Source organism: Caenimonas sp. SL110, from assembly GCF_001044395.1.
Lineage (GTDB): Bacteria > Pseudomonadota > Gammaproteobacteria > Burkholderiales > Burkholderiaceae_C > Ramlibacter.
Genome location: NZ_JANU01000016.1, coordinates 174488 through 187716 on the forward strand (window position 1 = coordinate 174488; position 13229 = coordinate 187716).

Consider the following 13229-nt stretch of genomic DNA (forward strand, 5'->3'; position numbering starts at 1 on the left):
GTGCCTGTCACATCCGTCATATCGCCAGCCCCAGCAGCGAGTGCTGCAGCGCCTCGTCTTCGGCCAGCGCCTGCATGGCACCGGCATGCACGACGACGCCGTTGTCCATCACGGCCACCGTGTCGCCCAGCCGCTTGGCGAAATTGATGTTTTGCTCGACCAGCAAGATGGTCACGCCGCTGGCCTTGAGCTGTGCGAAGGCGTCGATCATGTTGTTGATGATGGCCGGCGCAAGGCCCTTGCTCGGCTCATCGATGATGAGCAGTTCGCGCGGCTCGACGATGGCGCGTGCAACCGCCAGCATCTGCTTTTGCCCACCCGACAACTTGCCGGCCGGGTGGTTCCAGAATTTCTCGACTGCCGGGAAGAGCCTGAAGATCCATTCGAGGCGCGTGGCGTCGATCTGCGATGCGGTGCGTGCGCTGCGGGCGGCCAGCAGCATGTTCTCCTTGACGGTGAGGTCCGAGAAGATGCCCATGCTTTCGGGCACATAGGCCACGTTCAGTCCCGCGATCTGCGGCGTCGGCATGGCCGTGATGTCCTGCCCGTTGAAGGTGATGCTGCCCGCCGATGCCTTCCACAGGCCCATGATGGTTCGCAGCGTGGTCGTCTTGCCCGCCCCATTGCGGCCCAGCAGCATGGTGAGCTTGCCGCGCGGCACTTCGAGATCAACGCCGTGGAGGATGTGATACGCGCCGATGTGGGTCTGCACGCCTTTGAGCGTCAGGAGGTTGTCGCTCATCTAGAAACCTCCCTGTCGTTCTTCACCCGGCACCGGTGCTGCGTCCGGTGCGATACCCAGGTACGCCTCCTGCACGATCGGCGATGCAATCACCTGCGCCGGCTCGCCATCTGCCACCAGCGATCCGTTGTGCAGCACGATGATCCGGTCGGCCAGTTCGCGCACCACATCCATCTTGTGTTCCACCAGCAAGATCGTCTTGCTCTTGTCTTCCTTGAGCTTGCGGATCAAATTGAGAATGACGGGGGCCTCGGCGGCATTCATGCCCGCGGTCGGTTCGTCGAACATGAAGACCCTGGATTCGAGCGCCATCAACAGGGCCACCTCCAGTTTTCGCTGGTCGCCGTGCGGCAGGTTCGCGACCATCTCGGTCGCCTTGTGATGCATGTTCACCGCCACCAGGATCTCGTCGGCCCGCTGCATCAGGTCCTTGTGATCGCTCCAGATGCTCCAGAGGTTCAAGCCGTGGTGGTGCGCGCCGTCTCGCGTCGCCTGCACCGCCAGCCGGATGTTCTCCAGCACCGACAGGCGCGGAAACAGGTTGGTGAGCTGGAACGCGCGCCCCAAACCCGCGCGCGTTCGCTGCGATGCCGAAAAGCCCGACAGGTCGCGCCCATCGAGCGTGACCTGTCCGGCAGAAGCCTTGAGCTGCCCCGAGATGAGATTGAAATAGGTGGTCTTTCCAGCGCCGTTGGGGCCGACGATGGCGGTCAGCGTGCCCGGCTCGAAAGCACAGGTCACGGCATTGACTGCCACGTGGCCGCCGAAGCGGATGGTCAGGTCCTTGGTTGCAAGCAGGCTCATGGTCTCGGTTTCAAGTCCCAAAAAAAGAAAACACTTCGCCTCACCCCCGCGTGTTGCGGGAGCGGAAATACTCGACTGCCGATAAAAAAACAGGGACGGTGAATCGTCCCTGCTGACCTGGCCCTAGCGCTTGTTGCGGATCGGGACGTTCATCTCCGATGGCTTGATTTCCTTCACGAGGTGAAGGTCAGCCATCGCGCCGGGACGCGCACCGGGCGCCACGCGGAAGTGGTACATCGACTGCATCGCCTGATGGTCTTCCTTGCGGAAGGTCATCGTGCCCTTGGGCGTGTCGAAACTCATGCCTTCCATGGCGGTGATGAGCTTGTCGGTGTTGGTGTCGCCGTTGGTCTTCTTGAGTGCCGCGACGATGGCCATGGCCGACGAGAAACCGCCAGCGGTGAAGAAGTCGGGCGGGCTCTTGAAGCGCGTGTAGTGGTTGGTCACGAGCCAGAGGTTGGCCTGGTTCTTCGAGAAGCCGTAGTAGTAGTAGCTCGCGCCTTCCATGCCGGGGAAGTTGTTGTACGGAACCATGGCCGGCAAGATGTTGCCGCCCGTCGCCACTTCGATGTTGTAGCGCTTCTTCAGGTCCAGGTCGGCGAGCTTGGCAAACGGCGGCGTCGCACCGGCCCAGATCACGAAGATCACCTTGCGGCCCGGCTGGTCCTTCAGGCGGTCAACGATGCGCTGGAAACCGGCGGTGAAGTCGGTGGTGTTTTGCGGCAGGTACTCTTCGTGCACGACCTTCGACTTGCTGATCGCGTCCTTGAAGGCCTTCACGCCGTCGCGTCCGAATGCATAGTCCTGGGCCAGCGTGGCAACCGAGGTGCCCGGCTGGTCAACCGTCACGGCATTGGAGATCGCGTCCTGCGAGCTGCTGCGGCCGGTGCGAAAGATGTACTTGTTCCAGCGTTCGCCGGTGATCGAATCGGCCACTGCGGGCTCGACCAGGAGGATCTTCTTGTATTCCTCGGCGACCGGCAGCATGGCCAGCGCAACGCCCGATGATGTGGGGCCAATGGCGAGGTCGACCTTGTCGTCGGCATAGGCGGTGCCGAGCAACGACTTGCCCAGGTCAGGCTTGCCCTGGTCGTCTTTTTCGAGGATCACGATCTTGCGGCCGTTGACCATCATCGTGCCGTTGGTGGCGTATTCCAGGCCCATCGTGAGGCCGGTTTGCGTCTGCTTGCCGTAGGCTTCGAGCGGGCCGGTGCGGCTGTAGATGTGGGCAATCCTGATGTCCTTGCCGGCCTGCGCAAATGCGGCAGGGGCGGCGAAGGCGGAAGTGGCAAGCGCGGCTAACGCAACCCAGATGCGACGTTTCATTGATCGTGTCTCCTTGTACTGATCTCGAATGGACTTTGGTCTATTGCACAGCCCGTGCCAGCCCGATGACCGTTGATTTCAAAGGAGATTTTGCTAAGTGAAAACCCGAGTGCGCCTGAATTTCAGACATTTGATATGTCTTAATATCAGGCATATGACTGAAATTCAGACAGTCAACTCAAGCCGTTCATAGAGCTTGGCTCGGGAAATTCCCAGCAGTTTTGCCGCAGCAACCTTGTTTCCGCCGGTCGCCGTCATGGCGGCAGCAATGGCTTGCTGCTCCAGTTCAGCGACCTGGTCGCCCAGCGATCGCAGCAGGTCACCGCGCTGTCCCACGCGCTGGCCCAGGGGCAGCGGCGCCACGCGCTCGATGCCGGCCTCCCGCAGCACCTGCTCCAGGTGCACGGCTTCGATGTGGCGCGAGTCGCTGCGCATGGCCGCCTGCTCCAGCACGTTGCGCAGTTCGCGCGTGTTGCCGCGCCAGGGCTGCGCAGCCAGCATCGCCACTGCCTCCGGGCTCAGTTCGAGGGGACCGGTCTGATTGCGCGTGGCGATGTCCTCGGCCAGCACTTCAACAAGAGCCGGGATGTCGTCCCTGCGCTCGCGCAAGGGCGGCACGCGAATCGGCAGCACGTTCAGGCGGTAGTACAGGTCTTCGCGGAACTTGCCCTCACGCACCAGCTGACCCAGGTCACGCGACGTCGCCGCAATCACCCGCGCATCGAAGCGGATGAGCTTGTTGGAACCCAGCGGCTCGATCTCGCCTTCCTGCAGCGCGCGAAGCAGCTTGGCCTGCAGCGATTGCGGCATGTCGCCGATCTCGTCGAGAAAGAGGGTGCCGCCATCGGCCAGCTTGAACTTGCCGTCACGACCCTTGCGGTCAGCGCCGGTGAACGCGCCGGGCGCAAAGCCGAAGAATTCGGATTCGAGCAGCGTGTCGGGCACGGCTGCGATGTTCACGCTGACCATCGGGCCGTCGGCGCGCTTGGATGCGGCGTGAATCGCCTGCGCCAGCAGCTCCTTGCCGGTACCGGTTTCACCCAGCAGCAACACCGGACTCGATGACATCGCCGCGCGCCGCGCCTGCCGCTTGACCTCGACAGCCGCATCGCTGCTGCCGACAAAACTTGCCAGGGTGTACTTGGTGCGCCGCTGGCTCGCCAGTTCGCGGCGTGCGTCGTCCAGGTCACGATGCAGGGCCGCAAACTTTTCGATGAGTGGTTGCAGCGTGGTCTCGGGATGGTCGAACAGCACGATCCCCAGCGCGCCAATCACCTGCCCCGTTTCATCGCGCAGCGGAATACGGCTGACCACAAAGGTGCCGGCCCGGTTGGACAGCAGGTCGATCAGGATGGGCTTGCCGGTGCGGATCACGCGGTCCATCTGCGTGTTGTGCACGACTTCGGACACCGGATGGCCCACGAAATCTTCCACGCGCGGAAACCCGAGCGCCGGCAGGAATCGCTTGTACTGGTCGTTGATCCACACCACGCGTGCCTCGCGATCGACCAGCAGCATGCCTTCACTGGCGTTGGCGAACATGTCGAACATCGAGCGAGCCGCCAGCTCCAGGATGCGTTGGCCGTCAAGCGGTAGCGGGTCGGTGGTAGCCATGCGGCCGATGGTAGCGGCAGCGCCGGTGCCGGCCACCGGTGGAAAACGCTAGCTCGGTGTAACCACCAAGCGAGTTCGAGACTTCCGGGTAGTGCAAGTCTTCAAGGGCCGCGCTTACCCTGTCTCCTCGTCAGTCGACAGCCCGGCACAAGGAGTCCCAATGAGCGTCGCGAATTTTCAGGCCTTGTGCGACGGGTTTTGCGAAGCGGCCAATGCACCGGCACCGCAGCTAGCCCCCGACAGCCAGGGCGTGATGGTCTTCTCCACCGAGATCGCAGATGTTGCCGTCAACATCATGCACACGCAGGCCACCCACCCCGACAGCGCGTTTGTGCTCATCGACTTCGGGCCGCCGCCGCCCGAACACGAGGCCCAGGCCCTTCGCGCATTGCTCCTGATCAACTTCACCATGCTGGGCGAAGAAACCGCGTCCACATTCAGCATTCATCCGGTCTACGGCAATGTCACGCTGCAGGCCAGGTATCCGTTTCAGGGACGATCGGGCGTGGAGCTCCTGCGGTCGGTGCGCACCCTGGTGGCGATGGCATTGCAATGGCGCGATACCTACTTCCTGCAAACAGCTTCGCACGCCGCCTGAGAGCGGCAAGGCGTTAAACATGACCGGCAGTACTTCCCTTCCCTCCCGAGCCGGGCCGCTGCGGGCCGGTCCCCGCAACCCCATGCGGGCTGCACTCCCTGTACCCCATGCCAAGCTCGCGTCCGACCGGGACGGCGCAGCTGCTGCGGTCGACCCGACTACCGCGCCAATCGTTGTCAAGGCGCACCCCACAGAGCCGCAAAGGTGCGCGGCAACGCACGGCACACTGCCCTCTTCGCACCCCGGCGCCAACGACATCGTTGATTCGATCCTGTCGTACCGGTTTCCGGCCACGCCAGAGGCCTACGAAATACTGCGCACCGGCGCGGTACTCCAGCCCGTCGCCGAGCCTGCAACGTTCACCATCCCGATCAATGAACACGAGCTGGCAAACCCTGCCGCCGACTCGCCCCAGGAGTCCTCCCACGAGTCGTCCCCTGCCTCACCCCACGACGGACCGGCGTGGCATTGGGCGGACGTGCGGGAGTACATGCCCCACATGCCGCACATCCCGCATCTGCCGCATTTGCCGCAGCTCCACCTGCCCGAGTTCCATCTGCCGCGAATGCCGTGGAGCAGCATCTGCAGCACGCTCGAGCTGGCCGGCGGCAGCGGCCTCAAGACGCTCGGCGCGATCTTCACGATCCGCCAGTTCGCATCGGTGGTCACCTACATCACGATGCTCTACATCAACGACCTGCTCGATGGCAGCGACCCCGCAGCCGACAATCGAAACGCGTTGTTCCTGAGCGCGCCGTTCTTTCTCGCGCATGTGGTCATCTCCCACAAGTACGCGGGCCGCGCCTTTTCGTCGATGCTGACTTTCAAGGCGAAGGACGAAGATGGCGACGAATACATTCATCGCGTCGGTGGCGAACACCACGACAAAATTACTGCTGCCCTCGGGCAATTACCGACGGTCTTCACCCTCGGGCTGGCACTGACGAATGGCTGGAATCTCACGGGCACCGAGTTCAACAAGGTGATGCTGACGTCCCTGGTTGCTGCGGCCAACAAGACCCACATCTACTGCCTGGGGCGCGGCGTTCTCGAGAAGTTCGGCGCGAGGCTGATGCCCGATATCGTTTTTGTCGGCAAGGAGGGCCGTGAGCTTGGGGCAGACAGCGTCGAGAAACTGGCCGGCAAGACTGCCATGTTCATGGCACCTTTCGTCATCGTGAACGCCGGCTTCGTGGTTGAAGCCTTGCTCAATTTCAAATGGGCCGATGCATTGACCATCCACGCCGGCGACGGTGCGCCCATGACCTCGCCTACGGTCGACATGCATGTGGGGCTGTACGAATGGACGCTCTATCCGATCATCATGTTTTCCATGTGGGCGGCCGCCAGGACCGAAGGCGGCTCGATCGCCCTGCGCTCGAAATTGCGCAGGACCGATGCAGCCGATGAAATTCCGCCGCCTCCCGACGAACCTCCACCGCCTCTGGAGGACGCCATACCAGGCCCGCCACCGGAAGAAGAGCTTGACGCAGAGGTCGTGCGTATCCACATCACGCCCGAGGTGACCCAGCAGGTCGCCGACGCAGCCAATTCCCTGCAGAACCGGAAGTTCATGTCGTGGTGGCGCTGGCTCGTATCGTCGCCAGCGGCGCCGCACGTCTATTCGAGCGTGGGGGGCTTTCGCATCCTGATGAATGACTGCCTGAACTGGACACTTTGCGATCCGGCGATTGCTGCGCTGAACGCCAGCAGCATGCCGTTTGGCATCGCCGGATTCCATGCCATCCTGATGGGCCCTTTCGAGCTGGTGCCCGGGCTTCGCCTGATTCCCGGCATCAGCGCCCAGGCCACCGAGGGTTCGGCCAACCGGCTTCTCTTCGACAAGCTCCTGCACCTGTTCAAGTGCCAGGACCTGCTTCACGTGGCGCGTTTCAACACGCCGCCTACACACTGGGAAGTCCCCATTCTTCGCAGGACGCTGGACCCCGAGATTCTGGGCTTCGTGAAGGGCAACGAAGCCTTCGACGACGTCAGGGAGCATGTTGAACGGCTCGCCAATGCCAATCGACCCAGACGGGCAGAACAGAATCCGCACACGGCAACCCTGCTCAGCGAGGGCCAATATCCCCCAGCCGCGATGACGCGCAAGTTCGGCCGCTATATCGCCCGATCGAAGTTCCTGCCGAACTCGCCATTCACCAGCGGCATCATGGCCCTGGCCAAAAAGCTGCACGAAGAAGCCGAGGAAGGCCTGCGGCGCTACAACGAGGCCGTGTCACAAGGACGGGCCGAACCGCAGACCGCCACGCAGGTAGGGGACGACGATGAGATCCCCCCGCCGCCCACGCGAAGCCCGACCATGGACGAAGGCGTCGCCCGGCCGTCGTCCAGGTCCTAAGCCGCCGCCCGCCTGCGACTCATCATCCGCGACAGGCGCGGCAGCACCAGCACCGCAATCACCAGGATCAGCAGCGACAGCGACATGGGCCGCTGCACGAAGACCGCGAAGCTGCCCTCGCCGATCGACACGGCATTGCGCATCTGCGCTTCGGCGAGCGGCCCGAGGATCATGCCCACCACCACCGGTGCTGTGGGGAAGTCGTAGCGACGCATCAACACGCCAATCAGGCCGATGACATACAGCAGCACCAGGTCGAACGCGCTTTGCCGCATGCCATAAGCGCCCACCGTTGCGAAGATCAGGATGCCTGCGTAGAGCTGCGGCTTCGGGATCTTCAGCAGCATCACCCACAGCTTGACCAGCGGCAGGTTCAGGATCAGCAGCATCACGTTGCCGATATAGAGCGACGCAATCAGCGCCCACACCAATGCAGCTGATGTGGTGAACAGCTGCGGACCGGGTTGCAGGCCGTAGTTCTGGAATGCGCCCAGCAAGATGGCCGTGGTGTTCGACGTGGGGATTCCCAGCGTGAGCAAGGGGATGAGCGCCGCAGTCACGGTGGCGTTGTTCGCCGCCTCAGGACCGGCCACACCTTCGATGGCACCCTTGGTGCCGAACTCCGCCAGGTCTTCTCCCTTGGCGAGCTTCTTTTCCATGGCGTAGGAAAGAAACGTCGGAATCTCGGTGCCGCCTGCCGGAATGCAGCCAAACGGCGTGCCGATGGCAGTGCCGCGCAGCCACGCAGGGATCGACCGCTTCCAGTCGCGTTTGGTCATGTAGACCTTGGTCAACGCGTTCTGTTTTTCGACAACCTTGCCCTCGTACATGCCGGCGTACAGCACCTCGGCCACGGCAAACAGGCCCACCGCCACCAGGACGATCTCGATGCCGTCGAGCAGCTCGGCCTTGCCCATGGTGTAGCGCGGTTGGCCCGAAATCTGGTCCAGGCCGATGCAGCCGATCGCCAGGCCGATCATCAGCGCGGTCATGCCGCGCAGCGTGCTCTTGCCGAGCACCGCGCTCACCGTGGTGAATGCCAGCACCATCAGCATGAAATATTCAGGCGGGCCGAGCTTGACCGCAAACTCGGCAACGACCGGCGCGAAGAGCGTCACGATGATGGTTGCAATCGTTCCTGCCACGAACGAGCCGATGGCCGCTGTCGCAAGCGCCGCGCCGGCTCGCCCGCTCTTGGCCATCTTGTTGCCCTCCATCGCCGTCACCATGGTCGCGGTCTCACCGGGTGTGTTCAGCAAGATGGAGGTGGTCGAGCCGCCGTACATCGCACCGTAGTAGATGCCGGCAAAGAAAATCATCGATGCCGTGACTTCGACCTTGGCAGTGATCGGCAGCAGCATGGCGACAGCCACTGCGGGCCCGATGCCGGGCAGAACACCGACCGCTGTGCCGAGCACGCAGCCGACAAAGGCCCACATCAGGTTGACGGGCGTGATGGCGACGGCGAAACCGTGCAGCAGTGCGTTGAGGATTTCCATGTCAGAGCCACCCGGTCGATGTGAGGCCCGGCAGGTTGATCGCCAGGAATTGCGTGAACATCCAGAACACCGGCGCGGCAATCGCTGCACCGGTCACCAGGTCCATCAGCAGCGCGCGAGCGGATGTTGCATGCAGCCCCTGCGCACGCTTGAGTCCTTGCACCGCGAGCATGTAGCACAGCGTGCAGCTCAGGATGAATCCGATGGTGGTGATGAGCGCGGCGTTGGCCAGCAGGCCGGCGGAGATCCAGGCCAGCGCGCCCCAATAGGTCTTCGCGTCACCCGAAGGCTCTTCCATGTTGCGAAAGCCGCCCGTGAGCGATTCGTACAGGATCATGCCGCCGCACAGCACGAGCGATACGGCAACGACCCAGGGCAGGAAGTTCGGCCCCACGCCGCCATAGCCTGCAGCCGACGGAATGCTGATGGCGCCGGCAGCCAGCGCCAGGCCCAGCAGGAGCACGCCAGCGCCCACCGCCACTTGCGCCGGATTCTTTGAGTGTTGTTCTGTCATGGCGAGTTTCTCCAGCTCTTGTCTGGCAACGCGAAAAAATGGCGCCCGGTGATGAGCCGGGCGCCGCTGGTGACCGCTGATGACCGCTGTGGGCCGCTGATGACCGCTGGTACTGCGCGGGCATCAGGCCCCGGCGATCAGACCATGCCGGACTTGACCATGGTTGCGCGCAGGCTGGCGAAGTCGTCATCGACGAACTTCTCGAACGCGGCGCCCGACAGGACAGCTGGCGTCCAGTTGTTCTTTTCGAGGGCCTCGGTCCAGCTCTTGGTCTTGAGCGCGGCCAGCACCATGTCGGTCAGTGCCTTGCGCTGTGCGTCGGTGATGCCGGGTGCGCCATAGACGCCGCGCCAGTTGCCGATCTCGACATTGATGCCCTGCTCCTTGAGCGTGGGCACATTCACGCCCTTCAGGCGAGCGCCCGAAGTGACGCCGATCGCCTTCATCTTGCCGGTGTTGATGTACTCGGCAAACTCGCTGTAGCCACTGCCGCCGACCGTGACGTTGCCGCCCAGGATGGCCGCAGTCGCCTCACCGCCCCCACGGAACGCAACGTAGTTGATCTTGGCTGGGTCCACGCCCACTTCACGCGCAATCATCGCGGCTGCGATGTGCTCGGTGGAACCGCGCGAACCGCCGCCCCACTTCACGCTGCCGGGGTCTTTCTTCAGCTGCGCGACCACATCGGCCATCGTCTTGAGCGGCGAATTGGCAGGCAGCACGAACACGTTGTATTCGCTGGTCAGGCGTGCAATCGGCGTGGCTGCCGACAGGCTCACCGGCGGCTTGCCGGTGATGATGCCGCCCAGCATCACGGCGCCCATCACCATCATGGCGTTCGGGTCGCCCTTGCTGCCGTTGACGAACTGCGCCAGGCCCAGAGCGCCGGCGGCGCCGCCCTTGTTTTCGTAGTTCACCGAGTCAGCGACCTTGGAGTCGATGAGCGCCTTGCCCAGTGCACGGCCTGTGGTGTCCCAGCCGCCGCCGGGGTTGGCCGGGATCATCATCTTGACGTTGGCGGCTGCGCGGGCTGTCAGCGGCAGGGCGCCGGCTGCGGCCAGGGCGGCCATGGTTCTGAGGAATGTGTCTCGACGCATATTGGTCTCCATTTGGTTTTTTTCAGACCTGGCAATCATGCGCCGTCTGCCTGTCAATCGGCTGTCCGGGGCATTGGGGAAACTACTGAAACGCGGCTCGCTACCCTCAGCCTTTAACCTGTGCACCCATGAAGCTGCTTCTTGTCGAGGACGATCCATCCATGCAGGCCACGCTCGAGCGCTCGCTCACGCGGCGTGGCATGCAGGTGCACGCCTGCTCGGACGGCCGCCAGGCGCTGGAGCGATGGCGCTCGCATGAGCCCGATGTCGTGCTGCTCGATCTCACATTACCGGGCCTGGACGGCCTGCAGGTGCTGGAGCGCGCCCGGGGCGGCGGCCTGGCAACGCCGGTCCTGATCCTCACGGCGCGAGGCACCGTGGGCGACCGGGTCATCGGCCTGAACACCGGGGCCGACGACTACCTGGCCAAACCCTTCGACCTGGACGAGCTCGAAGCGCGATTGCATGCGCTGCATCGGCGGCGCGCAGCGGGCCAGCGCGAGACGCCTTCGCACACGGTCGGAAACCTGCGCTACGACAGGGACAGCGGCGCGATCTATCACGGCGCACAGGTGCTGGAGCTGACCCCGCGCGAACTTGCCCTGCTGCAAGCCCTGATGGTCAAGCCGGGCCACGCGGTGAGCAAGGAGCGCCTGTTCGAACTCGTGTTTCCCGGCGAGGCGGATGTGCAGTACGAGGCGGTGGAAGTCGTGGTTTACCGGTTGCGAAAGAAGCTCGCGCCCACCGGTGCCACCCTGATGACGCTGCGCGGCCTGGGCTACCTGCTCAAGGCGCAAGCCTGATGACTGAACCGGGCCGTGAGCGCGAAACGCCAACCCAGCGGGAGCGTCCCATTTCGCTGCGCCGCTACCTGTTGCTGGGCATCCTGGTGCCGGTCGGGCTGTTTGTCTTCATCAATGCATTCAGCCTCTATGCGCAAACGCTGGCAGCCGTGAACACCGCGTATGACCGCACCCTTCTCGCCTCGGCCAAGTCGATCGGCGAGTTGCTTGATGTGGAAGGTTTCGACGAGGCCGCGAAACTGCGCGTCACCGTTCCCTATGCCGCACTCGAAGCGTTCGAGGCGGACAACCAGAGCCGCATGTTCTATCGCGTGTCCACGCAAAAGGGGCAGCTCATCTCGGGCTTCGAGGAGCTGCCCGCATGGACAGGAACACTGCCGGACCGCAACACCTACGCTGCCCTGGTGGATTTCTACGACGGCACGTTTCAAGGTGAGCCGGTCCGCATTGCCGTGTTGCTGCAGCCCGTCGCCAGCCAGGCCGGACGCGGCATGGCCGTGATCCAGGTTGCCGAGACGCTGGAGCTGCGCCAGACGCTCACCCGCAAGATCCTGGTCGATACGCTGTGGCGTCAGGCTGTGCTGGTGGCGGTGATTGCGCTGGTCGCCATCGTGGTGGTGCAACGCGCGACGCGCCCGGTGCGGCGGCTGAGCCAGACGATGGAGCAGCGGCCCGAGGGCGACCTGAGCCCCGTCGACGTGCCGGATGCGCCTCGCGAACTGTTACCGCTCGTGGAAGCGACGAATCATGTGATGGCGCGGCTGGCTCATCTGCTCGATAACCAGAAACGATTTGTGCGCGACACCGCACACCAGTTGCGCACACCGCTTGCCGTGCTCAAGGTGCAAGTGCAATCGGCGCTTCATGGCGACATGGAGCCCCGGCAGGCGCTCATCGAAATCAACGATACGGTCGATCGCGCCACGGTGCTGGCCAACCAGATGCTGTCGCTGGCCAAGGTCGAGCAGATCCGCGAACAGGGGGACGTCCGTGTCGAGGACTTTTCAGAAATCGTGCGTACCATCGCGCTGGAGCTATCGCCGCTGATCGCGGGCAAGGACATCGACTTCGGCATCGACACCGTGCCCGCCCCGGTCCTGGCCCACGAATGGATGCTGCGCGAGCTCACGCGCAACCTGCTGCACAACGCGATCAAGCAATCGCCCCAGGGCGGCGCGATTTCGGTGCGGGTGGTGGCCGGCAACAACGCGGTCGCCATGACCATCACCGACAGCGGCCCGGGGATTGCCGCCGAGCTCAGGGCGCGGCTGTTCCAGCCGTTTTCTCCCGGCGATGCGCGCAGCGGATCAGGTCTGGGGCTGGCGATCTGCCTGGAAATCGTGAGCGCGCTCAAGGGCTCGATCAGCCTGGACAACCGCGAGTCGCACGGCGTCGTGCAAGGTCTGGATACAACTGTCCGCCTGCCACTGGCAGACAATGGCAATTGATGGATAAATTGCGTATCGACAAGTGGCTGTGGGCGGCGCGCTTCTACAAGACGCGAAGCCTCGCTGTGGATGAGATCGTCAAGGGGCGCGTGGAAGTCAATGGCGCCGAAGTCAAGCCTGCGCGCGAGGTCAAGGCGGGCGACACGGTTTCGGTCAGGCAAGGCGCGATCACCCGCGCGGTCGTGGTCAAGGCGCTGTCGGCCATGCGAGGACCTGCTCCCGTTGCGCAGCTGCTCTATGAAGAAACGGCTGAGAGCGTGAAAGCGCGCGAGGCCTCTGCTGAACAACGAAAGCTCTCCCCCGAACCCGCGCGCTCGATCGAACACGGCCGCCCCACCAAGCGCGGACGGCGCGAGCTCGATGACGCGCAGCGCGGCTGGGGCGACCGGTGGAGCGCATCGGTCGATGAGTAGTTAAGCGCTCAC

General features: G+C 63.7%; 12 protein-coding genes. 5 read left to right on the top strand and 7 right to left on the bottom strand.

Features of this window, described 5'->3' with window-relative positions; translation table 11 throughout:
• Positions 1–16: 16 nt before the first annotated feature.
• From AQ12_RS11215 to AQ12_RS11230, 4 genes are all read right to left on the bottom strand, one after another.
• Positions 17–742 carry an ABC transporter ATP-binding protein gene (locus AQ12_RS11215; protein WP_048439970.1) on the bottom strand — a complete coding sequence of 242 codons (726 nt, stop codon included), beginning with the start codon at positions 740–742 and terminating at the stop codon, positions 17–19.
• Positions 743–1546 carry an ABC transporter ATP-binding protein gene (locus AQ12_RS11220; protein WP_048439971.1) on the bottom strand — a complete coding sequence of 268 codons (804 nt, stop codon included), beginning with the start codon at positions 1544–1546 and terminating at the stop codon, positions 743–745. It abuts the gene before it with no gap.
• Positions 1547–1669: 123 nt separating this feature from the next.
• Positions 1670–2872: a substrate-binding domain-containing protein gene (locus AQ12_RS11225; protein WP_048439972.1), complete on the bottom strand. Its 1203-nt coding sequence runs from the start codon at positions 2870–2872 to the stop codon at positions 1670–1672.
• A gap of 165 nt (positions 2873–3037) precedes the next feature.
• Positions 3038–4486, bottom strand: coding sequence for a sigma-54-dependent Fis family transcriptional regulator (locus AQ12_RS11230; RefSeq protein ID WP_048440032.1), 1449 nt, complete (start codon positions 4484–4486; stop codon positions 3038–3040).
• 160 nt (positions 4487–4646) lie between these two features.
• On the opposite strand from AQ12_RS11230, the gene AQ12_RS11235 reads away from it, so the two are divergent.
• A complete protein-coding gene (locus tag AQ12_RS11235) occupies positions 4647–5084 on the top strand; it encodes a CesT family type III secretion system chaperone (RefSeq protein ID WP_082151545.1) in 438 nt (145 codons plus the stop codon).
• Between the two features lie 19 nt (positions 5085–5103).
• On the top strand, positions 5104–7443 hold the full coding sequence (locus tag AQ12_RS11240; RefSeq protein ID WP_152682762.1) for a hypothetical protein: 2340 nt from the start codon (positions 5104–5106) through the stop codon (positions 7441–7443).
• Here the strand turns inward: AQ12_RS11240 and AQ12_RS11245 are convergent.
• The 3 genes from AQ12_RS11245 to AQ12_RS11255 form a co-directional block, all read right to left on the bottom strand.
• Positions 7440–8942 carry a tripartite tricarboxylate transporter permease gene (locus AQ12_RS11245; protein ID WP_048439975.1) on the bottom strand — a complete coding sequence of 501 codons (1503 nt, stop codon included), beginning with the start codon at positions 8940–8942 and terminating at the stop codon, positions 7440–7442. The genes AQ12_RS11240 and AQ12_RS11245 overlap by 4 nt on opposite strands.
• 1 nt (position 8943) lies before the next feature.
• Positions 8944–9456, bottom strand: coding sequence for a tripartite tricarboxylate transporter TctB family protein (locus AQ12_RS11250; RefSeq protein ID WP_048439976.1), 513 nt, complete (start codon positions 9454–9456; stop codon positions 8944–8946).
• A 137-nt stretch (positions 9457–9593) separates the two neighbouring features.
• Positions 9594–10553 carry a tripartite tricarboxylate transporter substrate binding protein gene (locus AQ12_RS11255; protein ID WP_048440033.1) on the bottom strand — a complete coding sequence of 320 codons (960 nt, stop codon included), beginning with the start codon at positions 10551–10553 and terminating at the stop codon, positions 9594–9596.
• Positions 10554–10681: 128 nt separating this feature from the next.
• Between AQ12_RS11255 and AQ12_RS11260 the strand changes: the two genes are divergently transcribed.
• The 3 genes from AQ12_RS11260 to AQ12_RS11270 are packed head-to-tail and all read left to right on the top strand — an operon-like array spanning position 10682 to position 13217.
• Positions 10682–11356, top strand: a complete 675-nt coding sequence (locus tag AQ12_RS11260; RefSeq protein WP_048439977.1) for a response regulator transcription factor — start codon at positions 10682–10684, stop codon at positions 11354–11356.
• Entirely contained in the window at positions 11356–12804 is a 1449-nt protein-coding gene (locus AQ12_RS11265; protein WP_048439978.1) for a sensor histidine kinase, read from the top strand. The genes AQ12_RS11260 and AQ12_RS11265 overlap by 1 nt, the downstream gene beginning before the upstream one ends.
• Positions 12804–13217: an RNA-binding S4 domain-containing protein gene (locus AQ12_RS11270; protein ID WP_048439979.1), complete on the top strand. Its 414-nt coding sequence runs from the start codon at positions 12804–12806 to the stop codon at positions 13215–13217. Before AQ12_RS11265 ends, AQ12_RS11270 begins: the two co-directional genes overlap by 1 nt.
• Positions 13218–13229: the final 12 nt, after the last annotated feature.

What these genes read in the sequence shown, in the direction of transcription:
- AQ12_RS11270 (WP_048439979.1), top strand. Translation starts at nt 12,804, where the DNA reads ATGGATAAATTGCGTATCGACAAGTGGCTGTGGGCGGCGCGCTTCTAC.
- AQ12_RS11255 (WP_048440033.1), bottom strand. Translation starts at nt 10,553, where the DNA reads ATGCGTCGAGACACATTCCTCAGAACCATGGCCGCCCTGGCCGCAGCC.
- AQ12_RS11220 (WP_048439971.1), bottom strand. Translation starts at nt 1,546, where the DNA reads ATGAGCCTGCTTGCAACCAAGGACCTGACCATCCGCTTCGGCGGCCAC.
- AQ12_RS11235 (WP_082151545.1), top strand. Translation starts at nt 4,647, where the DNA reads ATGAGCGTCGCGAATTTTCAGGCCTTGTGCGACGGGTTTTGCGAAGCG.
- AQ12_RS11265 (WP_048439978.1), top strand. Translation starts at nt 11,356, where the DNA reads ATGACTGAACCGGGCCGTGAGCGCGAAACGCCAACCCAGCGGGAGCGT.
- AQ12_RS11215 (WP_048439970.1), bottom strand. Translation starts at nt 742, where the DNA reads ATGAGCGACAACCTCCTGACGCTCAAAGGCGTGCAGACCCACATCGGC.
- AQ12_RS11250 (WP_048439976.1), bottom strand. Translation starts at nt 9,456, where the DNA reads ATGACAGAACAACACTCAAAGAATCCGGCGCAAGTGGCGGTGGGCGCT.
- AQ12_RS11230 (WP_048440032.1), bottom strand. Translation starts at nt 4,486, where the DNA reads ATGGCTACCACCGACCCGCTACCGCTTGACGGCCAACGCATCCTGGAG.
- AQ12_RS11240 (WP_152682762.1), top strand. Translation starts at nt 5,104, where the DNA reads ATGACCGGCAGTACTTCCCTTCCCTCCCGAGCCGGGCCGCTGCGGGCC.
- AQ12_RS11225 (WP_048439972.1), bottom strand. Translation starts at nt 2,872, where the DNA reads ATGAAACGTCGCATCTGGGTTGCGTTAGCCGCGCTTGCCACTTCCGCC.
- AQ12_RS11260 (WP_048439977.1), top strand. Translation starts at nt 10,682, where the DNA reads ATGAAGCTGCTTCTTGTCGAGGACGATCCATCCATGCAGGCCACGCTC.
- AQ12_RS11245 (WP_048439975.1), bottom strand. Translation starts at nt 8,942, where the DNA reads ATGGAAATCCTCAACGCACTGCTGCACGGTTTCGCCGTCGCCATCACG.